This window comes from Enterobacter kobei, from assembly GCF_001729765.1.
Taxonomy (GTDB): domain Bacteria; phylum Pseudomonadota; class Gammaproteobacteria; order Enterobacterales; family Enterobacteriaceae; genus Enterobacter; species Enterobacter kobei.
In genome coordinates this window covers 1,394,539-1,418,837 of record NZ_CP017181.1, presented here as the reverse complement: position 1 = coordinate 1,418,837, position 24,299 = coordinate 1,394,539, and the positions used below count along the sequence as shown (strand labels likewise).

The following is a 24,299-nucleotide window of genomic DNA, read 5'->3' as shown; positions in this document are numbered from 1 at the left end:
GTTTGCCAGGAAAAACTGACAAATTGCGCACTATCTGAGAAGGAATAATCCGAAACCGATCGCCGCAGCCCACACCAGCATGGGGAGAGACCAGAGATGGAAGCGCCACCAGATACGACGATCGCTGGCCATACGCAGGGCGATGAGGTTTGCCAGCGAGCCGGGCAGCAGCCCAAACCCGCCAATGTTCACCGCCCAGGCCAGAAGGGTGTCAGGCGGAACATAGTTGAGCAGCAGAATGGTGGAAGGCACGTTGCTGATAAACTGCGACAGGCCAATGGCCGTCAGCCACAGACCCGGCTGAGACAGCGTGCTGACGCTGTGCAACACGTTTTGCAGCACCGGAAGCTGGATAAGAAGATGCACATCAATAAACATCGCCATAAAGACCAGCAGCAGCGTCCAGTCCACGCTCACCAGCACCCGGCGTGCCAGCACGACAAAGCCTGCGGCGACCAGCAGTACACCCGCCAGCTCAACCTTCAGTTCCAGCGCGATGAGAAAGACGATGTACAACCCGAGGCAGCTCCAGACCAGACGCGGCTGCCACTGCGGGCCCGCGGTTCCGCTATGGTACTGCAGTTTTTTATCCGGAAAAGCAAACCAGCATACCGCCAGTAGCGACAGCATCATCACCAGTGCCAGCGGGGCCATCTGCCAGGTAAAGGCGGCAAACGACAGGCCGGACCGCCCCCAGAGCAGGATATTTTGCGGGTTGCCGATAGGGGTCAACAGAGAACCGGCGTTCACGGCCAGCGCTTCAAAGATGATCAGCCGGCTGACCGGGATCTCGCAAAGCCTGCGTAGCGTCAGCGTGAGGGGCACGATGATAAACAGTGCCACATCGTTGGTCAGAAACGTCGACAGCACCGCAGCGGAGAAGACCATAAACAGCGCCAGCCTGCGCTCGGTGGCAAAACGGCGCACCATTTTACGGCCCAGCACGTCAAAATAGCCGCTCAGCTCAACCCCTTTGGTCAGCATCATTAACCCACTCAGGGTAATGATGGTGCGCCAGTCAATGGCGGCAACCCAGGCGCGGGGCGCAAACGGCACAAAGAGGCTTAACCCTGCGCCAATGATTAATAAGAGATGGAAGAAACGATCGCGTGCCAGGGCATGCAGTCCGGGGATTTTCATTCAGCGGAGGGACCGTATTTAAGGGTAAATTCACGAAACTTCACCAGCGTCTCTTCACTTACGTGGTGCTCCATTCCTTCCGCATCCCGGCGGGCAATCTCCGGGCTAACGCCCAGTACCAGTAAAAAGTTCTCGACTAACTGGTGACGCTCGCGGCTCTCCTGTGCAAGCTTCTCCCCTTCCGGCGTCAGAAATACACCGCGCCAGGGGATCATTTCAATTAAGCCCACCGAAGCCAGACGTTTTAACATTTTAGCCACTGTCGGCTGTGATACCCCCAGTCTGGCGGCCATATCGACCTGCCGCGCTTCCCCGACTTCACGGATCAGATCGGAAATCAGCTCAACATAGTCATCAATCAGTTCACGACGGTGCGCTTCACGGACCTGGCGAAACCCTTCGACATGTTCTTCAACATTCACCAGCTGCGTCGTTTTTCTGATTGTTGGCTTACCTGCGCGACGGTTCATTGTACTTCCTCAGTGGGGTGACGCTTCCAGCGCCCGGTATCGAGAGCGCACATTGTAAACCATCCCTCTGCAAGCACAAAAAATTAACGAAATAGCCATAGCTATACAATATAGCCTGTGCTATATCTGTATGTAATGCAGTCACCCTTCACGGATCGAAGGGATCAAAAATCAGGAGGTCTTATGAACGAATTCAAGAGGTGTATGACCGTGTTTACCCACTCTCCCTTTAAAGTGCGCTTGATGCTGTTGAACATGCTGTGCGATATGTTTAACAACAAACCGCATCAGGACGACAAACCTTCCCACTAAGCGGCGTTGCGGTACGCCGCTTCATCTCTGCGTCACATTCCCGCTGTAAACTGGCTTCCGGCCGCCCTATTCCCGATCTTTTTTACGGATTTGCAATCCTCTTCGCAAAACATCTGTTGAGCAACTGTTGCTATTATTTTGCGCTCGCACTATCTTCTTGCAGCCCTGCACTATTTGCGGCTCGCTGAAGCGGACCCTCATTCCCTTTCTACGCACTGTCAGGCAGGTTATGACCCTTGACGCCAGGGTGAGCACATGGCGTTTTTATCCATGATAGTGACCTATGAATTTAACCCTGATAGATTCTGTCGTTACCCGTAGCCGGGCCTTAAGCCCGTGGACGGCGTTTTACTTTTTGCAGTCATTGCTGATTAACTTTGCACTCGGCTATCCCTTCAGCCTGCTGTATGCGGTGGCGTTCACCTGCATTCTGCATGTACTGTGGCGGGCAGCACCGCGCGTGCAAAAAACGCTGATTGGAATCTGTTCGCTGGTCGCTGCCCTCTATTTCCCGTTTGGCCAGGCTTATGGCTCGCCAAACTTTAATACCCTGCTCGCGCTGCACTCGACCAATATGGAAGAGTCGACGGAGATCCTGACCATCTTCCCGTGGTACAGCTACGTGGTAGGGCTCTTTATCTTCGCGCTGGGGATTATTGCCCTCCGCCGTCAGTCAGTTGAGAAAAAATCCTGGGGCAAGATCGAAATTCTCTGTCTGGTATTCAGTATTGCCGTGGCGTTCGTCGCCCCCATCCAGAATATTCCCTGGGACGGTAAGTTAAGGCTCATTAACGTAGGCTATCCGGTTTTCCGCTTCGTGAAAGACGTTGTCGTGAATAACAGAGAAGTGCTCGACGAGCAGGCCCGCATGGCTGAACTTTCCAATAAGAAAGACACCTGGAACGTGCTGGCGGTGAAGCCGAAATACCATACCTACGTGGTGGTGATCGGCGAGAGTGCCCGTCGCGACGCAATGGGCGCATTCGGTGGACACTGGAATAACACGCCGTTTGCCAGCTCGGTCAATGGCACCCTGTTTACTGATTATGTCGCGGCCAGTGGCTCGACGCAGAAATCGCTGGGCCTGACGCTGAACCGTGTGGTAGAGGGCAAACCCCAGTACCAGGATAATTTTGTTACCCTGGCAAACCGCGCAGGTTTCCAGACATGGTGGTTCTCCAATCAGGGGCAAATTGGCGAATACGATACGGCCATCGCCAGTATCGCGAAGCGTGCTGACGAAGTGCAGTTCCTGAAGAGCGGTGATTTTGAGGCCGACAAAAATACGAAAGACGAGGCGCTGCTGAAGATGACGGCGCAGGTGTTTGCCACCCCACGCACCCAGCCTCAGCTGATTGTCCTTCACCTGATGGGCTCACACCCGCAGGCCTGCGATCGTACTGACGGGAAATACGCGGATTTCGTGCAGTCCAAAGAGACCTCTTGTTATCTCTACACCATGACGCAAACCGACGACCTACTCAGCAAGCTGTACGATCAGCTGCGCAACACGGGCGACAGTTTCTCTGTGGTCTATTTCTCGGATCACGGGCTGGCGTTTAAAGAGCGTGGCAAAGAAGTGCAATACCTGGCCCATGACGACAAGTTCCAGCAGAACTTCCAGGTACCGTTTATGGTGCTGTCGAGTGATGATAAAACGCATCGCGTGATTAAAGCGCGCCGTTCGGCGAATGATTTCCTGCAGTTCTTCTCTCAGTGGACGGGGATTAAAGCCGAAGAGATAAAAAATGCGTATCCATTTATCTCCAACAAGAAAGCGCCCCCAGTGTACGTTACCAACTTCAAGTTACAGAAAGTTGACTATAACCATCTGGGTACGGATATTTTTGATATTAAGAGTAAGTGATTTCTGCCGTCAGACTGATGCCCTCACCCTGACCCTCTCCCACGTGGAGAGGGAACAAACAAAAAAAAATCCGCCACATTGGGCGGATTTTTTATTCGATCACCGGAGTGATTAGAAGCGGTAACCTACGCCCGCGATCCAGGTGCCAACGTCAACGTTGCGGATACGGCTCTGCTCATAGGAGAAGTCCAGAGCAACGTCCTGGATTGGGTTGAACTGCAGGCCTGCGCCATAGGAGAAGCCGTAGTCGCTGGTGCTTGCAGTGCGGTTCAGACCCTGGTTTTCGGTCTGCTGGAATTTACCGTAGCCAACACCTACAACACCGTAGATGCTTGCCCAGTCATTCAGACGGTAAGCTGGACCAGCAGTGATACCGTAGTACTGGCCTTTGTTGTACGCGCCGTTTTCAGTACGATCTTTCTCGGTGTAGGTGAAAGAACCGATCACGCCCAGCGGGTTGTTATCCTGCTCGTAACGATACTTCAGGTTGAAACCGTTAGTTTTGTTCATTACGCCCTGCATATCGCTCTGAGCGTAACCACCGGTTACAGTAGAAGTAGCCGCTACAGCGGTACCTGCGGAAACAGCCAGTACAGCGGCCAGTGCTGAAAGACATGCAATTTTTTTCATAACCACCTCAAATGTGCTTCAAGTAAGTCCGTAAGTTTTAAATATATCAAAAAATTTTGCGAAACTCTTTGTGATTCGTGATGTCTAACGAAGTCTTTCCTGTAACAGAACGTTTCCAACCTCAGCTAACTCTTTCAAATCACATGCGATTTTTCCTACAAAACGCCCATATTGCGCGTCTGTGCTGTTACATTCATCCAGATTATTCCTAATCTTTAAGACGATTAATCCAGCAGTAGTTAACCATTTTACGGATTTCATGGGGCTTTTTTTTCAACAGAGTCTCAACCGTCGCTGTATATTTCCTTTACACTGCAACCTTTACTTCATTTGACAGAAGCTGACAGGAGAAAGGATGCCTGGGTTATCCCGCACGTCGTCGGTCTGGTTGCCGGTAGCAGTCATACTCATTGCCATGTTGTCCATTCAAAGCGGTGCCTCGCTGGCAAAATCGCTCTTTCCACTGGTAGGGGCACCCGGGGTGACGGCCCTGCGTATCGTGCTGGGCACGGCGATACTGGTTGCCATTTTCAAACCCTGGCGTCTGCGCTTCAAAAAAGAGCAACGTCTCCCCCTGCTGTTTTATGGTCTGTCCCTTGGGGCGATGAACTATATGTTCTACCTCTCCATCCAGACCATCCCCCTCGGGATCGCCGTCGCGCTGGAGTTTACCGGTCCGCTTGCGGTGGCACTTTTCTCTTCCCGTCGTCCGGTGGATTTTATCTGGGTCGTATTGGCGGTGCTGGGCTTATGGTTCCTGTTGCCGCTCGGCCAGAATGTCACTGAGATTGATCTTACGGGTGCCGCGCTGGCTCTCGGAGCCGGTGCCTGCTGGGCCGTTTATATCCTCACCGGGCAGCGCGCAGGCGAAGAACATGGCCCGGCAACGGTCGCCCTGGGTTCCGTGATTGCGGCTATCGTTTTTGTGCCGATCGGTATGGCGCAGGCCACGGCGTCTATCTGGCAATGGTCAGTTATGCCCATTGGGCTGGCGGTCGCAGTGCTCTCAACGGCGCTCCCCTATTCTCTGGAGATGATCGCCCTGACGCGTCTGCCGACACGCATTTTTGGCACCCTGATGAGCATGGAGCCTGCCCTGGCGGCAATCTCCGGAATGGTATTCCTTGGCGAAACGCTGACGTTTACCCAGACGCTGGCACTCTGCTCTATTATTGCAGCCTCAATGGGGTCAACGCTCACCATGCGCCCGGAACCCAAAGTTGAGAAAATCGACATCAACTGATGCCATATATTCTGCATGGATTTCTGGCCATGCAGAATAAAGGCCAGATCGTCAGGCGTTATAATTTCTTACATACTTTGTCATATTATCGAAATATCCTGCCAGGCCTGTTTTCTCTGTCCTCAATTAAGATTGATCTGTATCAATTCTAAAATAATCTATTTATATCAGTAAATTATATTATCAACCTCCTTGTTGCTATTAAACCGATAGGCACAGCCAGACCGCAGAGAAAAAATCCGGTGCTATACTTAGTTCCGTAATTACCTGGGACATTAACATCAAGAGGATATGAGATTATGAGTACCGCTAAACTGGTGAAAACGAAAGCGTCTAATCTGCTTTATACCCGTAACGATGTATCGGATAGCGACAAAAAAGCGACCATTGAGTTGCTGAATCGCCAGGTGATCCAGTTCATCGATCTTTCGCTGATCACCAAACAGGCCCACTGGAATATGCGCGGTGCAAACTTTATTGCCGTTCATGAAATGCTGGATGGCTTCCGCACAGCACTGGTGACACACCTCGATACGATGGCTGAACGTGCCGTACAGTTGGGTGGTGTTGCGCTGGGTACCACGCAGGTGATTAACAGTAAAACGCCACTGAAAAGCTACCCGCTGGATATCCATACCGTTCAGGATCACCTGAAAGAGCTGGCAGACCGTTACGCGATTGTGGCCAATGACGTGCGCAAAGCGATTAGCGAAGCCAAAGATGAGGATACGGCAGATATCTTCACCGCCGCCTCCCGCGATCTGGATCAGTTCCTGTGGTTTATCGAATCTAACATCGAGTAATCCATACGATTTTTCTATCGAACCCTCGCCTTCCGGTGAGGGTTTTGCACATCTATGGTGCACACTTTTGGCCTGCTACGGTGCAAAAGTGAAGAAATTGTAATAATCACCTCACACAACCGTTAATGGAAGATTGTTTTTTCGTCAGAATTTACGCTAAATATCTCCCCGTCAGTTGAGCCAAACGACGCGCACCAAAATGGTGCTCCATCATGGTGCAACATAACATCATTGCCCCGTTTTTTGTGCAATGCATGACTCTATCCCCTTTGCAAAACAACAGCTTGTAAAGTTGGCACGATTTTTTCATTGTGCCTGTCGTTCTCTCAGGGGATCGCCCCGTGGATATAAAAGGAAATGCTATGAAGTCTGTATTAAAAGTTTCACTGGCTGCACTTACCCTGGCTTTTGCGGTGTCCTCTCAGGCTGCCGACAAACTGGTTGTGGCGACCGACACGGCGTTCGTTCCGTTTGAATTCAAACAGGGTGATAAATACGTTGGTTTCGATGTTGATTTGTGGGCCGCTATCGCAAAAGAACTCAAACTGGATTACACCCTGAAGCCAATGGACTTCAGCGGCATCATCCCGGCACTGCAAACCAAAAACGTTGATCTGGCCCTGGCGGGTATCACCATCACCGAAGAGCGTAAAAAAGCGATCGACTTCTCTGACGGTTACTACAAAAGTGGTCTGCTGGTCATGGTCAAAGCCGATAACAATGACGTCAAAAGCGTGAAAGACCTCGACGGTAAAGTTGTCGCCGTGAAGGGCGGTACCGGTTCCGTGGATTACGCAAAAGCGAACATTAAAACCAAAGACCTGCGTCAGTTCCCGAACATCGACAACGCGTACATGGAACTCGGCACCAACCGTGCTGACGCTGTTCTGCACGACACACCGAACATCCTGTACTTCATCAAAACCGCAGGTAACGGCAAGTTTAAAGCGGTAGGCGACTCTCTGGAAGCACAGCAGTACGGTATCGCATTCCCGAAAGGCAGCGACGATCTGCGCACGAAAGTGAACGGCGCGCTGAAAACGCTTAAAGAGAACGGCACGTATAACGAAATCTACAAAAAATGGTTCGGTACTGAGCCTAAATAATTTCACCTGAAATCAGGTTTGTAACGCCCGGTGGCGCTAACGTTTACCGGGCCTACATTTTTCGTTTTTCACCACGGTATACAGGAATACATCATGCAGTTTGACTGGAGCGCCATCTGGCCTGCCATTCCACTCTTGCTTGAAGGCGCTAAAATGACCCTGTGGATTTCGGTCCTGGGTCTGGTGGGCGGGTTGATTATCGGTCTTGTCGCCGGTTTCGCCCGCACCTACGGCGGCTGGATTGCAAACCACATCGCACTGGTTTTCATCGAAGTGATCCGCGGCACCCCGATTGTCGTGCAGGTCATGTTCATCTACTTCGCCCTGCCAATGGCCTTCACCGACCTGCGTATCGATCCGTTCAGCGCAGCCGTCGTGACCATTATGATCAACTCGGGCGCCTACATTGCGGAAATCACCCGCGGTGCGGTGCTGTCGATTCATAAAGGTTTCAGTGAAGCGGGTCTGGCGCTGGGCCTTTCGCGTCGCGAAACGATCCGCCACGTCATTCTTCCGCTGGCGCTGCGTCGCATGCTGCCACCGCTGGGTAACCAGTGGATCATCAGTATTAAAGATACGTCGCTGTTCATCGTTATCGGCGTGGCTGAGCTGACCCGTCAGGGGCAGGAGATCATTGCTGGCAACTTCCGCGCGCTGGAAATCTGGAGTGCGGTAGCCGTTGTCTACCTGATCATTACTCTGGTTCTGAGCTTCGTTCTGCGTCGTCTTGAAAGAAGGATGAAAATCCTGTGATTGAATTTAAAAACGTTTCCAAGCACTTTGGCCCAACCCAGGTGCTGCACAATATTGATCTGAACATTACCCAGGGTGAAGTGGTGGTCATTATCGGGCCGTCCGGTTCCGGTAAATCCACTTTGCTGCGCTGCATTAACAAACTGGAAGGGGTCACCAGCGGCGATCTGATTGTCGACGGTCTGAAGGTCAATGACCCGAAAGTGGACGAGCGCCTGATTCGTCAGGAAGCGGGCATGGTGTTCCAGCAGTTCTACCTGTTCCCTCACCTGACGGCGCTGGAAAACGTGATGTTCGGCCCGCTGCGCGTGCGCGGTGCCAGCAAAGCGGCGGCGGAAGCGCTGGCAAAAGATCTGCTGGCAAAAGTGGGTCTGGCAGAACGTGCGCACCACTACCCTTCCGAGCTCTCCGGTGGTCAACAGCAGCGCGTCGCGATTGCCCGCGCGCTGGCAGTGAAGCCGAAGATGATGCTGTTTGATGAGCCAACGTCCGCACTCGACCCGGAGCTGCGCCACGAAGTGCTGAAAGTCATGCAGGATCTGGCAGAGGAAGGGATGACGATGGTTATCGTGACCCACGAAATCGGCTTTGCGGAGAAAGTCGCGTCCCGCCTGATCTTTATCGATAAAGGTCGTATCGCGGAAGACGGTAACCCGCAGGAACTGATTGCCAATCCGCCGAGCCAGCGTTTGCAGGAGTTTCTGCAGCACGTCTCCTGATCTTACGCTTCACGCTGAGCCGGGCTTGCCCGGCTTTTTTACGCCAGATTGTTCCCAAAAACTCTCCTCCTCCCCGCGCCCTCTATACTTATCATTTTGCACGATATTTTGTCGGAGGACGCCGTGCCGTGGTTCCTGCTGCTGTTGATAAGCCTGTTTAGTGCGCCATCCCTCGCCGTGGCGATCCCCGGCGTGACCACCGGAACGACCGCGTCCCAGCAAAGTACGCCGCCCCCGGAACCGGATGTTGAACAAAAAAAAGCGGCTTACGGCGCACTTGCCGACGTGCTTGAAAACGATGCCTCCCGAAAAGAGTTAATCGATCAGCTGCGTAAAGCCGCCGCCACGCCGCCAAAGGAGACCGTTCCCACCCTCACCCCGCCGCAGGTAGAGGAACAAAAAACCGTGCTGGAAAACGTCACCGACGTGAGCCGACGCTTTGGTGAAGCGCTCTCCACACGCTTTGCCCAGCTCTTTCGCAACCTGATGGGATCGCCCCATAAGGCATTTAACCCGCAAACCTTTAGCGCCGCCGCCACCCAGTTTTTGATGCTGGCGGGCGCGGTATTTATTTTTTACTGGCTGGTACGCCTCTGTGCCTGGCCGCTTTACCGCAAGATGGGCTACTGGGGTCGAAAAAAGAACCAGCATAAAAACAGCTGGCTGCACCTCCCCGCTATGATCGCCGGAGCCTTTATTATTGATTTACTGCTGCTGGCGTTGACGCTGTTTGTGGGTCAGGTGCTGGCGGACCGTCTCAATACGGGCAACAAAACCATTGCCTTCCAGCAGGCGCTCTTTCTGAATGCGTTTGCGCTCATCGAATTTTTTAAAGCGGTACTGCGCGTCATCTTTTGCCCGCGCGTGCCTGAACTCCGCCCGTTTACGATCGGTAACGACAGCGCGAAATACTGGGCCGTGCGGCTCAGCGTGCTCAGCGGCCTGATTGGCTACGGCCTGCTGGTTGCGGTGCCGATCATCTCCAACCAGGTCAACGTGCAGTTTGGCGCGCTGGCGAACGTGTTGATCATGCTCTGTATTACCGTCTGGTCGCTGTACCTTATCTTCCACAATAAAAAGGCGATCACGGAGAGTCTGCTGCATCTGGCCGATCGTTCTTTGTCGTTCTTCAGCCTCTTCATTCGCGCCTTCGCGCTGGTGTGGCACTGGCTGGCAAGCGCTTACTTCATAGTGCTGTGCTTCTTCTCGCTGTTCGACCCGGGTAATAGCCTGAAATTTATGATGGGGGCGACGTTCAAAAGCCTGGCGATTATCGGCATCGCGGCATTTGTGTCGGGGCTGTTGTCGCGCTGGATTTCGAAAACCATCACCCTGTCCCCGCACGTACAGCGTAATTATCCGGAACTGCAAAAACGCGTGAACGGCTGGATGTCAGTCTCCCTCAAAGTGGCGCGCATTCTGACCGTCTGCGTGGCGATTATGCTGCTGCTGAATGCGTGGAACCTGTTTGATTTCTGGAACTGGCTGCATAACGGCGCAGGTGAGAAGACCGTTGATATTTTAATTCGTATCGCACTGATTCTGTTTTTCTCCGCCGTAGGCTGGACGCTGCTGGCGAGCCTTATCGAGAACCGTCTGGTGTCCGATATTCACGGCAGACCGCTCCCCAGCGCCCGTGCGCGCACGCTGTTGACCCTGTTCCGCAATGCGCTGGCGGTGATCATCAGTACCATCACCATCATGATTGTGCTGTCGGAAATCGGCGTAAACATCGCTCCGCTGCTGGCAGGTGCCGGTGCGCTGGGACTGGCGATCTCCTTCGGGTCACAAACGCTGGTGAAGGATATTATTACCGGCATTTTTATCCAGTTTGAGAACGGAATGAACACCGGCGATCTGGTAACCATCGGGCCGCTGACCGGCACGGTCGAGCGGATGTCGATTCGTTCTGTGGGCGTGCGTCAGGATACCGGGGCATACCACATTATTCCGTGGTCATCGATCACCACCTTCGCCAACTTTGTGCGCGGCATTGGCTCCGTTGTGGCGAACTACGATGTGGATCGTCATGAGGATGCGGACAAAGCGAAGCAGGCGCTGCGGGACGCCGTTGAAGAGTTAATGCAGATGGAGGATATTCGCGGCCTGGTAATTGGCGAGCCGTCATTTGCCGGGATCGTCGGGCTGACGAATACGGCATTTACGCTTCGCGTGTCGTTCACCACCCAGCCGCTGAAGCAGTGGACGGTGCGCTTTGCGCTCGACAGCATGGTGAAAAAACATTTTGATCTGGCTAACGTGCGGATGCCGGTGCAGACGTATCAGGTGTTGCCTTCACCGGCATCGATGCCACCTCCGCAGGAGCCGACATTGTAGCCGTGTTGCCGGGTGGCGGCTTCGCCTGACCCGGCCTGCGGGACACCTTATTTGCGGCGTTTGTTGTCATCCATAAACGACCAGGCAATAAAGCGGCTCTGCTTCTGGCCCTGCGCCATCTCTTTTTTCACCACTTTCACCGCGCCTGCTTCGGTGAGGGCCCGGTAGAGTGGCGGCAGGTTATCTCCGCGGGAAACCAGCGTGGTGAACCATTTCACCTGGCGACCAAACTGTTTGCTTTCGGCAATCATCCGCAGGATGAAGGCGACTTCACCGCCCTCGTACCACAGCTCCTGCTGCTGTCCACCAAAGTTCAGCGCGGCATCTTCGGCCTGACCCAGGTTGCGGCGTTTGCGCTCGCTGCCTGCACGGGCCGCTGCCGCCGAATCATGGAATGGCGGATTACACATCGTGGCGTCATAGCTTTCGTTTTTGTGAATGATGCCGTTGAAGATTGACGTCGCCTCCTTCTGGCGACGCAGACGAATGGAACGACTCAGGCCAGCGTTAGCGCTGATTATCGCCTGCGCGCTGGCAAACGCCTCGGCACCGATTTCGCTCCCGGTAAAGCGCCAGTGGTACTCATGCACGCCAATCAGGGGGTAAATCAGGTTTGCCCCGGTACCAATATCCAGGACTGAAGCCTGCTGGGGGATCGCGCCGTCACGATCGTCGGCGAGAAGATCGGCAAGGTGATGAACGTAATCAGCACGGCCCGGAACAGGAGGACAGAGAAAGCCTTCCGGGATATCCCAGTGCGCCACACCGTAAAAATGCGCCAGCAGCGCCTTGTTCAGGGTTTTCACCGCCAGCGGATCGGCAAAGTTAACCGACGGTTCACCCGCGGGGGTCTCGACAATATAGTCCTGCAGCGCCGGACAACTCTGGCACAGTGCGTTCATGTCGTAGCGGCTGCGATGGCGATTTCGTGGGTGCAATCCCGGCTTTTGGGAAGTCATGGCATTCTCCTTTAAACAGCGGCGTAAGATACCTTGTGCTGGCTCTACGGTAAATCTTTCTCTGCAACCCTTAAAAAACCGCCATAAATCAAACACCTTTATGTCTATGATCTGTCAGCGGATTGTCAGCTTTTATCGTTCAAAAAATAAGCAGATCATCATCAAATATTTGCGCTAAATCACACTCGTCAGGCTTCTAAACTTATAGGGAATCACCTGTTGTTTCCTCATGAGGATGTGATTATGAAAAAGTATCTAACCCTTGCTCTTCTCGCCGGTACCCTGGCGAGCGCCTCTTTCTCCGCTATGGCCGTTCAGTCCCTGACCCAAAGCACGGACACCAGCCAGCTGCGCCCGGCCGGTACCGTCTCGGTAAGCCGCGCAAGCAACCTTGACGATCTTCAGGATAAACTGGCTGAAAAAGCTCGCCAGGAAGGCGCTAAAGGCTTCGTGGTGAACTCCGCAGGTGGAGATAACCATATGTACGGCACAGCGACTATCTATAAATAACGTGTTTCCTTTCACCCGACTGCATCTGCCAGCCAGATGCAGTTTGTCTCCCCTCTCACCTTGATTGTGCATTTTTTAACCCCATATTAACGCTATGGCTTAAACCGATATCAGGAGAGCAAGATGGCTTCCGGTTGGGCAAATGATGATGCCGTGAACGAACAGATCAACAGTACGATTGAAGATGCGGTTGCGCGCGCTCGCGGCGAAATTCCGCGCGGCGAAAGTTTAACGGAATGCGAAGAGTGCGGAGAGCCCATTCCTGAGGCGCGGCAAAAAGCCATTCCCGGGGTAAGGTTATGTATAACCTGCCAGCAGGATAAAGATTCAAAAAACGCTTCACATTCGGGATATAATCGCAGAGGATCGAAAGACAGCCAGTTACGCTGACTTTCCTTTACCTAATTTAACCGCCCGAATGCTTACCTTTACGCTCACGCTTTTTAGCGAACCGCGTAGCAAAATGTGCCATTCATCTTTCTTCTGTAAAGCGTATCAACAAGAAGTGTAAAGCCGTAATTTGAATTTATTAATAATCAATAAGTTATTTGTCATTCAATTTTTTTGATTAACCACGTCAATTCTCTTCGATTTTATCTCTGCAGAAAAAACGTGATACTTATCACATCGACGGAACATCGTCCCCTTAACAGAATAACCTGCGAGAGATTAATTATGAAAACCATCAAATATGCTGTTGCTGCTGTTGCCCTGTCCGCTCTGTCTTTTGGCGCATTCGCTGTAGAGCCTGTTTCATCTACTCAGGCGCAGAACATGAATAAAATCGGTGTGGTGAGTGCAGAAGGCGCGACCACGCTGGACGGTCTGGAAGCCAAACTGGCTGAGAAAGCGGCTGCTGCCGGTGCAAGCGGATACACCATCACCTCCGCTAACACCAACAACAAGCTGAGCGGTACTGCGGTTATCTACAAATAATCGCCTGAATGAATGCTGTACCCTCACCAAACCCTCTGGTGAGCTGCTCCAACCCTCATTGACCCTGTTGTTTGTTACCCTTGCTTGCCCGTCCGCCACTGGACGGGCTTTTTTTTGCCTAAAATGCCGCCTCAACCCGTTTCATGCCAGCCTCGACCGTGTCAGCTTCCCCGGTCGCCAGCAGGCAGCAGGCCATCTGTAACTTGATGGACTGCGGCACCGGCACATTTCCGGCAAGGCACTGTTCAATCCACTTCGCGGTGATGTAGGGATCTTTCGCCTCCGGCAGAATAACGCCGCTGTTCTCTTCCCCACGTTCAAGCGCGATACGCGTCCCAGCCGCGTCGATCAGCATTATTTGCGGGCAGCGCTGCGGATTAGCGTAGACCTCGCCTTCCGTCCCATGCATCAGCAACGCGTTGCCGCCAATCTCTTCAAAGAATTTCCCCACGCGCCCCACATATTCCGGGTGCGAAACGCTGGAAAGGCGCAGCGCGGCATTTTCGGCAAACGGCGTGGCCAGCTTCGCCAGCGTATGCGCGCTGTTACGCACGCCCATTCGCCAGCGCATTGCGAGCTGCTTTTCCAGCGGCGGGCAGAGAGCCTTTACGGGAATATAGACCGGCTGATGGCTATCGAGCTTCGCCTGCGCCTGCCCGGCGTGGAGAGTGGGTTCGATCCCCAGCAGTTCAAAAATCGTTTCTGTCAGCACGCGGGTCGGATCTTCACTCACCCCATGCACCACCACCGGAAAACCCAGCTTATGTAACAGAATAGCCAGCAGCGGCGTCAGGTTGGCCTGCTTGCGCGCGCCGTTATAGCTGGGAATGACGATCGGCATCGGTTTTGCCACCGGTGGCGTCAGACGCAGCGTTTGCGCCTGCATCGCCTCATAAAAGCCGCGCATCTCCGCTTCACCTTCTCCCTTAATGCGCAGGGCGATAAGAATGCCGCCGAGTTCGAGATCGGGAACCTCACCGTTGAGCATACGGGTGTAAAGCGCACGCGCTGTCTCATGATCCAGGTCGCGGGCATGGTTTTTTCCACGCCCTACCTCTTTGATAATTTTACGATAATCCACGGTATCTCTCCTGAAAACGTCACCTTGTTAACACTATATCCCCGATGAAACCTGCCAGGTAGCTTTTTATCCCCACCGCCAGAGCCATCTGTTTTACCGAAGAAAAAAATTATGCAAGCACTGATTCAATTATTTGTGATGCCTATAGAAGATTCTTATCCATCCATTCTTTGATTAAATAACGAACGGAAATCATTGAGGACAACGGGCAAAAACCTTAGGCACGTTTTTACCCACACACCAGGAACTATTATGAACAAGATTGCGTTAGGTCTTTTTATCGCGTCGGTGATTGGCTGCTCGGCATCCGCTTTTGCAGCAACAGACGGTGAAGGACAGATCAACTTTACGGGCGAAATCATCGATTCCGCCTGTCAGGTTGTGAATGGTTTAAGTAACCCGTTGAACGTGACATTAGGCAAAGTCTCCAAGACGGTCTTTACCGGTGCCGGCTCCACCAGCACCGCCACGAAGTTTGATATTGAGTTAAAAAACTGCCCGGAAACCGTTACGGCGGCGGCAATCAACTTCGGTGGAACCCCGGATGCCAATAACAACAGCACCCTGGCGTTAACCCCCGATGCAGATGCCGCAACCGGCGTAGCCATTCAGCTGATCGACTCTTCTGAACAGCCCGTCAGTTTATATACTCCGTCAAAAGAGTATCCGCTGGCCTCCGGCACCGCAGTAAACGATCTGCAGTTTGCCGCGCGTTATATTCAAACCGGTGCGGCTATTACCGCTGGCCCGGCAAACTCTGTTTCAACATTCACGGTTATTTATAACTGATATTGCTCACCAGGGACTATTTCCTTTTGCAAGAAAGAGATAGTCCCGTCTTATTTTGAGAAAAAACTATGCGTCACGGTTATTTACTCAGCACCCTTTTACTGGTAGCTGCAACGGCACATGCAGGCGTTATTATTAACGGCACGCGCCTGGTCTACCAGGGAGGCAAAAAGGAATCCTCTATCGGTATTTCAAACCCAGATGCAACGGATTATCTGGTGCAATCCTGGGCGGATTCTGGCGGTAAAGACCTGGCCAAAGCTCCCTTTCTGATTACGCCGCCACTGTTTCGTCTTGATGCGAAGCAGGAAAACGTTCTGCGCGTCGTACGTACCGGCGGAAATTTGCCTGAAGATCGCGAGTCGATGTTTTGGCTGAATATAAAAGCCATCCCCTCCTCAAAAAAGGTGGCTGGGGTCAATACCCTGCAAATTGCGGTTAACACGCGCATTAAGCTGATGTACCGCCCGGCCTCCGTCAAGGGTAAACCGGAAGCGGTCGCGGATCAGCTTGAGTGGCACCGCGAGGGCAATGATTTAGTGGTTAACAACCCGACGCCGTTTTATATGAATTTCCAGTCGGTCACCCTTAACGGTCATAAGGTCGATAAAGCGACCTGGGCCGTACCAAAAACCGAAACCCATTTTGCGTTGCCTGCACATACCGGCGGTTCAACCGTGTCCTGGTCAATTATTACTGATTACGGCAGCATCAGCAAAACGCTCTCTGCATCCGTGCATTAATACCGTACCCAATAACGCACCTTATGATTACCTATTCTTCAACCCCAAGAAGGCAATTGCCTTCCGTTTATCGGATGCTTACGCTGCTGACCCTGCTATGCGGGTTAGCGGCCGTGGGTTTTTCGCAGCAAACGCGGGCGGATGATTATTTTAATCCAGCGTTGTTGGATGTGGATAATCCACAGCAGGGAAAAACCGATCTCTCCATTTATGAAAAAGGCCCGGGACAGGCGCCAGGGAAATATCAGGTCACGATCTTTATCAATAATAATAAAATTGATACACGCGACGTGACCTTTATATTGCAAAAGCAGGATAATGGAGAAAATTCCCTTCAGCCCTGCTTTACTCTGTCCGATTTAAAAAGCCTGGGTATTAAAACTGACGACTATCCTCAGCTTGCCGTGAAGGGCGCATGCGCGGATTTGCACGCCATACCGGCGGCGACGGCGACATTTCGCGTCAGCAACCAGCAGCTTCTGTTGAGCATTCCGCAGTCCGCGCTCGGTCAGGTTCCCCGTGGCTATATTGACCCAACAGAATTTGATGAGGGGATCACGGCGGGCATCCTCAACTACAGCGCCAGCGCCAGCCAGAGCCACGCCCGTCAGCAGGGCATGCAGGACAACAGCAGCCAGTACGTTAACCTGCGTCCGGGCATGAACGTCGGCGCGTGGCGCCTGCGCAACTATTCCACCTGGAGTCGCAGCACCAGCGGTCACGAAGAAGAGCAATCCTTTAACTCGGTCTACACCTATGCCCAGCGCGATATCGTGGCGTTAAAAAGCGATCTGACCGTAGGCCAAAGCAGCTCCCCGGCAGACGTATTTGACAGCGTTCCGTATACCGGCGCGCAGCTGAACTCCGACAACGATATGCTGCCGGACAGCGAAAAAGGCTATGCCCCGATCATCCGCGGCACGGCCCACAGTAATGCGCTGGTGGTGGTACGTCAGAACGGCTACGTGATTTATCAAAATACCGTTGCGCCGGGTGCATTTGAAATCAATGACCTGTATCCCACCGGCAGCAGCGGCGATCTCCAGGTCACCGTGAAAGAGACGGACGGCAGCGAACGTCACTTTGTGGTGCCCTACGCCTCCGTACCGGTCCTCCAGCGCGAAAAGCATCTGAAATACAGCGTCACTGCCGGGCGCTACCGCTCTTATGACAAAGACGTGGAAAAAACGCCCTTCGCTCAGGGGAGTGTCATTTATGGCCTGCCGTACGGATTCACCGCCTACGGTGGCGTGCAGCAAAGCAGCCATTATCAGTCACAGGCGCTGGGCACCGGTAAAAACTTTGGCGATCTTGGCGCGTTTTCTGTCGACGTGACGCGCGCCAAAGCGCTGCTCAAAAAACAGCAGGCCAGCAAGGGGCAATCCTGGCGTCTGCGCTACAGCAAAGATTTCGCGGGTACGGGCACAAACTTCGCTCTGGCTGGCTATCGCTACAACAGTAAAGGGTTTTACACCCTCGAAGACACCATGGAATCCTATACCCGCGCCGATGACTGGTCAGCACCGCAGCAGCGCCGCGCGCGTACCGAGGCCACCATCGATCAAACCCTCGGCGAAGGCTGGGGATCGTTTACGCTGAGCCTGGTCAAAGAGACCTACTGGAACCAGGGTCAGGACATGACCTCGATGAGCGTCAGCTATAACAACAGCTGGAAGGGAATCACCTACAGCATGAGCTATAGCCTCAACAAAAACACCAACAGCCGTGATGACGAAGGCGATTCGGTCAGTAACGATAACCTGTTCGCGCTGAGCGTGTCGGTACCGCTGGATCGCTGGATGAGCAACACCTGGGCCTCCTACAACATGAATAACAATAAAGACGGCACCACGCACACGCTGGGCCTGAACGGGACGGCGCTGGAGGAGAACAACCTTAACTGGAACGTGCAGGAAGGCTATGACTCATCAGAGAACGGTACCTCTACCAGTCTGAACGCCGATTATAAAGCCACCTACGGGGAAGTGAGTGGCGGTTTCAGCCAGGACAAATACCAGCGGACCACCAACGTCGGTCTGCAGGGGGGCATGATAGCCCACGCTAACGGCCTGACGCTGAGCCAGCCGCTGGGCGAGACCATCGCGCTGGTGAAAGCGCCCGGAGCCAGCGGCACGCACATCGCCAACCAGACGGGCGTGGAAACTGACTTCCGCGGCTATACCGTGGTGCCCTTTGTCACCGCCTATCGCCACAACACGATTTCGCTGGATACCGAAACGCTGCCTGACGAGGCTGACGTGACGCACGCTTCGCAGATCGTCACGCCAACCCGCGGTGCGGTGGTGCGGGCAAGCTTCAATACCCGCGTGGGTCATCGCGTCCTGATGACGCTGACGCACAACGGGAAGCCGCTGCCCTTCGGCGCAACGGTTACCACCGAGGATAAGGACAGCGAATTTATCGTCGGCACTGATGGCCAAACCTATCTTTCCGGAATGCCCGATCGCGGCAAGCTTTCCGTCTCATGGGGACAGGAAGCCAGCGACCACTGCGTTGCGGAATACACGCTCACGGATGAAAAAGAGAAAACAGACATTATTAACGCTGCCGCGCAGTGTCAGTAATCAACCGAGCAGGTTCACCTATGCAGCTTGTAAAACAATGCTTTTTCTTACTCATACTGGCAACCGCATCGCTGTTTATGCCGCATGCAAAAGCCACCTGTACGTCGCCGGATATGCCAAAGACCATTAACCTGTCCACGGTTTCCGTCTCCACCACGCTTCCCGTCGGCGCGACCATCCCCGGCACCGAACAGACGGTACACGTCGCGGGCCACTGTGATAATGCTGCAGATAAGGGTTTGGAGATCGTCTCCTGCTACTACGGCTACGGCACGGAAATTCCCGGCCTTTCCGGGGTCTATGAATCCGGCGTGAAGGGGGTTGGTATTGCGCTGATGAATGACAAAGGTCAGCGCATCAGCGGTGCGGGCGGGGTCACCTGTGACTCCCGCGGCACGCCAATTGGCTATGTCTCAACTGACGGCAACCAGACGTTCGATTTTAACGTCACGCTGGAGCTGGTAAAAACGGATACCGCCGTAGAATCCGGTACGCTAAATCAAAGCCAGACCGTTTTTGGCATTGGCGTTTTTGGTCACGAAGGCATCGGTTCACCCAACAATGTCAGCTATGCCGGTAACGTAAACCTTGAAAACGTCACCTGCTCCGTACTGCCAAAAAGCCTGACCGTCAACATGGGCGATTTCCCGGTCAGCGATTTCAACATGGTCGGCACGCTGGCGATGCCCGCGAAGGAGTTCAACATCACGGTGAACTGTAACTCCACCGTTCAGCCGGAATTTAAGGTCACCAGCAGCGACGGCTACGTACCCGGTTATCAGGGGGTGCTTAAGCTCACGCCGGAGGATGGCGTGGCAACGGGGGTCGGGATTGAAATGGTGATCGACAACGAGCTGGCAACGTTCGATACCTACACCCCAACTGAAACCCTGGCCTATGCCAACCAGACGATGGATATCCCGGTCAAGCTGAACTATTTGCAGGTGGCAGATGAAGTCACCCCTGGCCCGGCGAACGCCGTCGCCACCATTACTCTGGCCTATAAGTGATGAAAATGAAGAAACGTCTCTTTGTGCTGGCCGCGCTGGCCAGCACGCTCACCTTTCTGGCCCGGGCTGACGATATTCAGCTGCAAATGGTCGGTAACATTTATGCCAACACCTGCCTCGTGGACAGCGCCAGTAAGGATTTAACCGTTGATTTAGGCCAGGCGGCTTCCAGTGAATTCCACGACGTGGGGGATACCGGCGCGTGGAAAACCTTCAGCCTGAAGGTAACGCATTGTCCGAAATCCCTCGCCCTGGCGACTGCCTTCTTTTACGGTCAGGCGGATGCCACGCACCCAACCAAATTTGCCAACACGGGCAGCGCGAAGGGGCTGGCGCTGGAGCTGGCGGACAGCCAGGACCATATACTCATCGCACCGCAGGCCAGCTTTAACGCGCTGATTGACCAGAACGACCATACCGCCACCTTCCCGCTGGCCGCACGCTATTACGCCACCGCTATGCCTGTTACCGCAGGCACGTTCAGCAGCGTCGTTCAGGTGACCTTCACTTACCAGTAGGACCGCGCCCCTTAGCACGGATGCTTTTTCGACGCCCGGCAGCCTGTTTTGCCGGGCGTTTTTTTATCTCCGGTACCGACGGCTGTTCAATCGGGAAGACCGGTAGCGCGTTGAGCAGCCGCTGTCCATAATTTTTGGTCAGCAGACGTTTATCGTAGATCACCACTTCGCCCCAGCAGCCGTGGCTTCGAATCAAACGCCCCACCTGCTGAATCAGGTTAAACGATGCCGCAGGCAGACTCTGCACCTCAAACGGATAGCGGTTAAGGCTTTTCAGCCATTCGCCCTCGGTGATCACCACCGGGCTGTCGATGGGGGGGAAGGCAATTTTATGAATGTGGACCTGCGTCAGGTAGTCGCCTTTCAGGTCAAGACCTTCCGCGAAAGACTGCAATCCCACCAGCACGCTACGCTCGCCGTTATCAATGCGTTTACGGTGGGTTTCCACCAGCCTGTAACGCGGCTGGTCACCCTGCACCAGCAGGAGTAAACGCAGATCGGTGACGTGTTCCAGAAAACGCTGCATGGCGCGTCCACTGGCGAATAACACCAGCATGCCAGGGTATTTTTTACTCTCGACCTGTTCGCGGAAATAGGCCGCCATTTCCGCAATGTGCTGTTCTTCGTTGTCGATCAGCGGCTCAAACGTCATGCGCGGAATGACCAGCTTGCCCTGCTCGCAGTGGTTAAACGGCGAGTCCAGCGCCACAAAGCGGTCACCCGCTTTTTCTTTAAGCCCGCTCATCTCCTGCAAACGAGAAAAACTGTTCAAAGAACGCAGCGTGGCAGAGGTCACCACCACGTGCGGCACGCTGCGCCAGATCAGCTTTTCCAGCTGATCGGCCACGCGGATGCCCACGCAGTGGAAGAAGAGATGCACCTGCCCGTCCCGCACGTCGCGGGTGGCCCATTTGGTGACCGGCGCGCCTGATGCCTGCGCCATTGAGGCCAGCCGCCAGAGTTTGCTCTGCGCTTCGAACATGCCCAGCGCGCGGTTCATCTGTAGCAGAATACGGTGCAGACGCACCACGTCATGCGTGCCGGTTTTCTCGCTCAGATCGTTTAAGAACATCTCCGCCAGCCCGCGCAGCTTTTCAAGGTGCTTTGCCAGCTGCTGACAAATTTCCATCACCTCTTCCGGCAGTTCGCCCATCGCAAAGCGATGTTCCGCCTCCTGGGCTGCGGGAAGATAAAGGTTGAGGATGTTATTGAGCGAGGAGATCAGGCCGTAAACCTCTTCACAATGCTCGCTTAGCCGTTCCGGCACCGCCAGCGGCGGCGTGGTTTTCGGGCGGAACTGCTCCATGCAGGTTGCCACCAACTTGCAGAACAGATCCAGCTGCAGGCGGAACCAGGGCGCGGTGATCTCGGCGCTCATCTCCAGCGCGTCCCGAGCCACGTCGGGCAGATGGTGGCCTTCGTCGAGCACCAGCAGCAGATTTTTGGGCTCCGGTAGCACCGCCTCACTCTCCAGCGCGGCCATCACCAGCGCGTGGTTGGCGACAACCACCTCCGCCTCCTGAATTTCGCGCCGGGCGACAAAGAACGGGCACTCGCGGTAGTAGTGGCAGTTGCGGTTCAGACAGCTGGCTTTGTCGGTGCTGAGCCTGCGCCATAAGTCGTCGCTGATGGCCTGGCTGGTGTGATCCCGCAGGCCGTCCCACTTATAGCCGTCGAGTTCGGCTTTGAGTTTTGCACACTGCTCCTGCTCGGCCTTATTGTTCGGCGTCAGCTCGTCATCAAGAAACGCGAGCAGATCCTGTTGATTCGGCTCGCTGCTGGCGAGCGCCGCCAGGTTACGTGGGCACACGTAGCGCCCGCGCCCAAAGGCGGCGGTAAAGCGCAGGTCGGGGATGATTTTGCGCAGCAGCGGCAAATCTTTACTGAAAATCTGATCCTGAAGGGCCACGTTGGCGGTGCTGACCACCAGCGTTTTGTCCTCTTCCCGCGCGATGGCAATACCGGGAATGAGATATGACAGGGTTTTCCCGACGCCGGTCGGCGCTTCAATCGCCAGATGTCGCCCGTCGTCCCCGGCAAGCGTTTTTGCCACGTCAGCAATCATCTGCCGCTGCGGCGCTCGGGGGATAAAGTCGGGGATCTGCTGTTGTAGCGCCTTGTACCATGCGCCAATTTGCGCTTTCAGCGCCGCGGTTAAAGCCATCGAAAAACCTGAAATACTGTATAAACAGCCACTATTGTGGCACTTTCTCTTCGCTGCCGCAAAAAGAAAAGCCCGGCTTTACGACCGGGCTTCCAGATTACTGCGGGTTAGCAGGTTTACGCGGGCGGCGTCGACGCTGCCCTTCCCCTGCCGGTTTCCCTTCACCGCTGCGCCACGGACTTTCACCGGCCGGTTTGCTGTCGTTGTTGCGACGCGGGGGTTTGCCGGATGATTTCGGCGCGCCGCCTTCAGCACGACGCGGCTGCTGACCGCGACCACCGCCGCCCTGGCGACCGTTCTGAATCGGCTCCGCCTTGATGGACGGATCCACTTCGTAGCCCGGGGTTTCGATGCGTGGGATCTCTTTCTTCAGCAGACGTTCGATGTCGCGCAGCAGCTTGTGTTCATCGACGCAGACCAGTGACAGCGCTTCACCGGTTGCCGCCGCGCGGCCGGTACGACCGATACGGTGAACGTAATCTTCCGGGACGTTTGGCAGCTCGTAGTTTACTACGTGCGGCAGCTCTTCAATGTCCAGACCACGCGCGGCGATGTCGGTTGCCACCAGCACGCGGATGTCGCCAGATTTGAAGTCCGCCAGCGCACGGGTACGCGCACCCTGGCTCTTGTTACCGTGGATGGCGGCACTGCGGATACCGTCTTTATTGAGCTGTTCCGCCAGGTGGTTCGCACCGTGCTTGGTGCGGGTAAAGACCAGCACCTGCTGCCAGTTACCCTGGCCGATCATCTGGGAGAGCAGCTCCCGCTTACGCTTTTTATCAACAAAGTGAACGTGCTGTGTCACCTGCTCAGAGGCGGTGTTGCGACGCGCCACTTCCACTTCCAGCGGGTTATGCAGCAGCTTTTCTGCCAGCGCCTTGATCTCGTCGGAGAAGGTGGCAGAGAACAGCAGGTTCTGACGACGCGCAGGCAGCTTGGCCAGCACGCGACGGATGTCGTGGATAAAGCCCATGTCGAGCATGCGGTCGGCTTCGTCCAGCACCAGAATTTCAATCTGATCGAGCTTCACCGCGTTCTGGTGTTCGAGATCCAGCAGACGGCCCGGCGTTGCCACCAGCACGTCCACGCCGCCGCGCAGCTTCATCATCTGTGGGTTAATGCTGACGCCACCGAAAACGACCAGCGAGCGAATGTTGAGATAGCGGCTGTAGTCACGCACATTCTCACCAATCTGCGCCGCCAGCTCACGGGTTGGGGTCAGGATCAGCGCACGAACCGGACGACGGCCTTTGGCGTGCGGCTGGTTTTTTACCAGCAGCTCTAACAGCGGCAGCGTAAAGCCCGCGGTTTTACCGGTGCCGGTCTGGGCGCTGGCCATCAGGTCACGCCCCTGAAGAACGGCGGGGATCGCCTGCTGCTGGATGGGGGTTGGCTCAACGTAGCCCTGCTCTGCGATGGCACGCAGAATTTCCGGGTTCAGGCCAAGGGAATCAAAAGACATAAAAACTCCGAACCGCCCCGACCATCACAGGTGTAGTTTTCAGGGAGATATAACGAAAAGGGGAAGGACAAAAACCACAATGTCGTGAAGGTGCGGAGTGTAGCAGCTTTTGTGACGTGGCGCATAAAATATCCCAGCACGAACGCTCGACGGTTCAGCAAT

Annotated in this window: 23 protein-coding genes; 16 read left to right on the top strand and 7 right to left on the bottom strand. The window is 54.5% G+C overall.

What is annotated here, in order from left to right:
• Positions 1-30 precede the first annotated feature (30 nt).
• A complete protein-coding gene (locus BFV64_RS06750; RefSeq protein WP_045134222.1) occupies positions 31-1,140 on the bottom strand; it encodes an anion transporter in 1,110 nt (369 codons plus the stop codon).
• Positions 1,137-1,610, bottom strand: coding sequence for a manganese-binding transcriptional regulator MntR (gene mntR, locus BFV64_RS06745; RefSeq protein WP_014169260.1), 474 nt, complete (start codon positions 1,608-1,610; stop codon positions 1,137-1,139). Before mntR ends, BFV64_RS06750 begins: the two co-directional genes overlap by 4 nt.
• 183 nt (positions 1,611-1,793) lie before the next feature.
• On the opposite strand from mntR, the gene mntS reads away from it, so the two are divergent.
• A complete protein-coding gene (gene mntS / locus BFV64_RS06740) occupies positions 1,794-1,922 on the top strand; it encodes a manganase accumulation protein MntS (RefSeq protein WP_014831181.1) in 129 nt (42 codons plus the stop codon).
• Positions 1,923-2,205: 283 nt separating this feature from the next.
• Complete coding sequence (locus BFV64_RS06735; protein WP_045134223.1) at positions 2,206-3,789, top strand: phosphoethanolamine transferase; 1,584 nt, start codon at positions 2,206-2,208, stop codon at positions 3,787-3,789.
• A gap of 111 nt (positions 3,790-3,900) precedes the next feature.
• Here the strand turns inward: BFV64_RS06735 and ompX are convergent, their stop codons facing one another.
• Entirely contained in the window at positions 3,901-4,419 is a 519-nt protein-coding gene (gene ompX / locus BFV64_RS06730; protein WP_014883110.1) for an outer membrane protein OmpX, read from the bottom strand.
• A gap of 355 nt (positions 4,420-4,774) precedes the next feature.
• On the opposite strand from ompX, the gene rhtA reads away from it, so the two are divergent.
• The 6 genes from rhtA to ybiO all read left to right on the top strand — a co-directional run bounded on the left by rhtA (position 4,775) and on the right by ybiO (position 11,380).
• Positions 4,775-5,662, top strand: coding sequence for a threonine/homoserine exporter RhtA (gene rhtA, locus BFV64_RS06725; protein WP_014883109.1), 888 nt, complete (start codon positions 4,775-4,777; stop codon positions 5,660-5,662).
• A gap of 299 nt (positions 5,663-5,961) precedes the next feature.
• Positions 5,962-6,465, top strand: coding sequence for a DNA starvation/stationary phase protection protein Dps (gene dps / locus BFV64_RS06720; protein ID WP_008501171.1), 504 nt, complete (start codon positions 5,962-5,964; stop codon positions 6,463-6,465).
• 362 nt (positions 6,466-6,827) lie between these two features.
• Positions 6,828-7,571, top strand: coding sequence for a glutamine ABC transporter substrate-binding protein GlnH (glnH, locus tag BFV64_RS06715; RefSeq protein ID WP_014883108.1), 744 nt, complete (start codon positions 6,828-6,830; stop codon positions 7,569-7,571).
• Positions 7,572-7,664: 93 nt separating this feature from the next.
• Positions 7,665-8,324: a glutamine ABC transporter permease GlnP gene (gene glnP, locus BFV64_RS06710; protein ID WP_003858462.1), complete on the top strand. Its 660-nt coding sequence runs from the start codon at positions 7,665-7,667 to the stop codon at positions 8,322-8,324.
• A complete protein-coding gene (gene glnQ / locus BFV64_RS06705; protein ID WP_069601837.1) occupies positions 8,321-9,043 on the top strand; it encodes a glutamine ABC transporter ATP-binding protein GlnQ in 723 nt (240 codons plus the stop codon). Before glnP ends, glnQ begins: the two co-directional genes overlap by 4 nt.
• A gap of 123 nt (positions 9,044-9,166) precedes the next feature.
• Positions 9,167-11,380: a mechanosensitive channel protein gene (gene ybiO, locus BFV64_RS06700; protein ID WP_069601836.1), complete on the top strand. Its 2,214-nt coding sequence runs from the start codon at positions 9,167-9,169 to the stop codon at positions 11,378-11,380.
• Positions 11,381-11,427: 47 nt separating this feature from the next.
• Here the strand turns inward: ybiO and rlmF are convergent, their stop codons facing one another.
• Entirely contained in the window at positions 11,428-12,339 is a 912-nt protein-coding gene (gene rlmF / locus BFV64_RS06695; protein WP_069601835.1) for a 23S rRNA (adenine(1618)-N(6))-methyltransferase RlmF, read from the bottom strand.
• 243 nt (positions 12,340-12,582) lie between these two features.
• Between rlmF and mcbA the strand changes: the two genes are divergently transcribed.
• From mcbA to ybiJ, 3 genes are all read left to right on the top strand, one after another.
• Positions 12,583-12,849, top strand: coding sequence for a DUF1471 family periplasmic protein McbA (mcbA, locus tag BFV64_RS06685; RefSeq protein ID WP_014883104.1), 267 nt, complete (start codon positions 12,583-12,585; stop codon positions 12,847-12,849).
• Between the two features lie 123 nt (positions 12,850-12,972).
• Complete coding sequence (locus BFV64_RS06680; RefSeq protein ID WP_014883103.1) at positions 12,973-13,239, top strand: DksA/TraR family C4-type zinc finger protein; 267 nt, start codon at positions 12,973-12,975, stop codon at positions 13,237-13,239.
• 285 nt (positions 13,240-13,524) lie between these two features.
• Positions 13,525-13,785, top strand: a complete 261-nt coding sequence (gene ybiJ, locus BFV64_RS06675) for a DUF1471 family protein YbiJ (protein ID WP_023336954.1) — start codon at positions 13,525-13,527, stop codon at positions 13,783-13,785.
• Between the two features lie 118 nt (positions 13,786-13,903).
• Here ybiJ and ybiB read toward each other — a convergent pair whose 3' ends face one another.
• Complete coding sequence (gene ybiB, locus BFV64_RS06670) at positions 13,904-14,866, bottom strand: DNA-binding protein YbiB (protein ID WP_047343491.1); 963 nt, start codon at positions 14,864-14,866, stop codon at positions 13,904-13,906.
• Positions 14,867-15,118: 252 nt separating this feature from the next.
• Here ybiB and BFV64_RS06665 point away from each other — a divergent pair, with 252 nt between their 5' ends.
• The 5 genes from BFV64_RS06665 (at position 15,119) to BFV64_RS06645 (ending at position 20,511) form a co-directional block, all read left to right on the top strand.
• A complete protein-coding gene (locus BFV64_RS06665; protein ID WP_014883100.1) occupies positions 15,119-15,655 on the top strand; it encodes a fimbrial protein in 537 nt (178 codons plus the stop codon).
• 68 nt (positions 15,656-15,723) lie between these two features.
• The gene (locus tag BFV64_RS06660; protein WP_023332465.1) at positions 15,724-16,398 is read left to right on the top strand and encodes a fimbrial biogenesis chaperone; all 675 of its coding nucleotides are present in this window, start codon (positions 15,724-15,726) and stop codon (positions 16,396-16,398) included.
• Between the two features lie 74 nt (positions 16,399-16,472).
• Entirely contained in the window at positions 16,473-18,983 is a 2,511-nt protein-coding gene (locus tag BFV64_RS06655; RefSeq protein WP_069601834.1) for a fimbria/pilus outer membrane usher protein, read from the top strand.
• 20 nt (positions 18,984-19,003) lie between these two features.
• Positions 19,004-19,993: a fimbrial protein gene (locus tag BFV64_RS06650; protein ID WP_045134229.1), complete on the top strand. Its 990-nt coding sequence runs from the start codon at positions 19,004-19,006 to the stop codon at positions 19,991-19,993.
• Between the two features lie 5 nt (positions 19,994-19,998).
• Positions 19,999-20,511 carry a fimbrial protein gene (locus BFV64_RS06645; RefSeq protein ID WP_041163089.1) on the top strand — a complete coding sequence of 171 codons (513 nt, stop codon included), beginning with the start codon at positions 19,999-20,001 and terminating at the stop codon, positions 20,509-20,511.
• On the opposite strand, the gene dinG is transcribed toward BFV64_RS06645, so the two are convergent.
• Both dinG and rhlE read right to left on the bottom strand, forming a co-directional pair.
• Positions 20,498-22,675, bottom strand: a complete 2,178-nt coding sequence (gene dinG / locus BFV64_RS06640) for an ATP-dependent DNA helicase DinG (protein WP_014883095.1) — start codon at positions 22,673-22,675, stop codon at positions 20,498-20,500. The genes BFV64_RS06645 and dinG overlap by 14 nt on opposite strands.
• Before the next feature lie 97 nt (positions 22,676-22,772).
• Positions 22,773-24,137, bottom strand: a complete 1,365-nt coding sequence (gene rhlE, locus BFV64_RS06635) for an ATP-dependent RNA helicase RhlE (RefSeq protein WP_069601833.1) — start codon at positions 24,135-24,137, stop codon at positions 22,773-22,775.
• Positions 24,138-24,299: the final 162 nt, after the last annotated feature.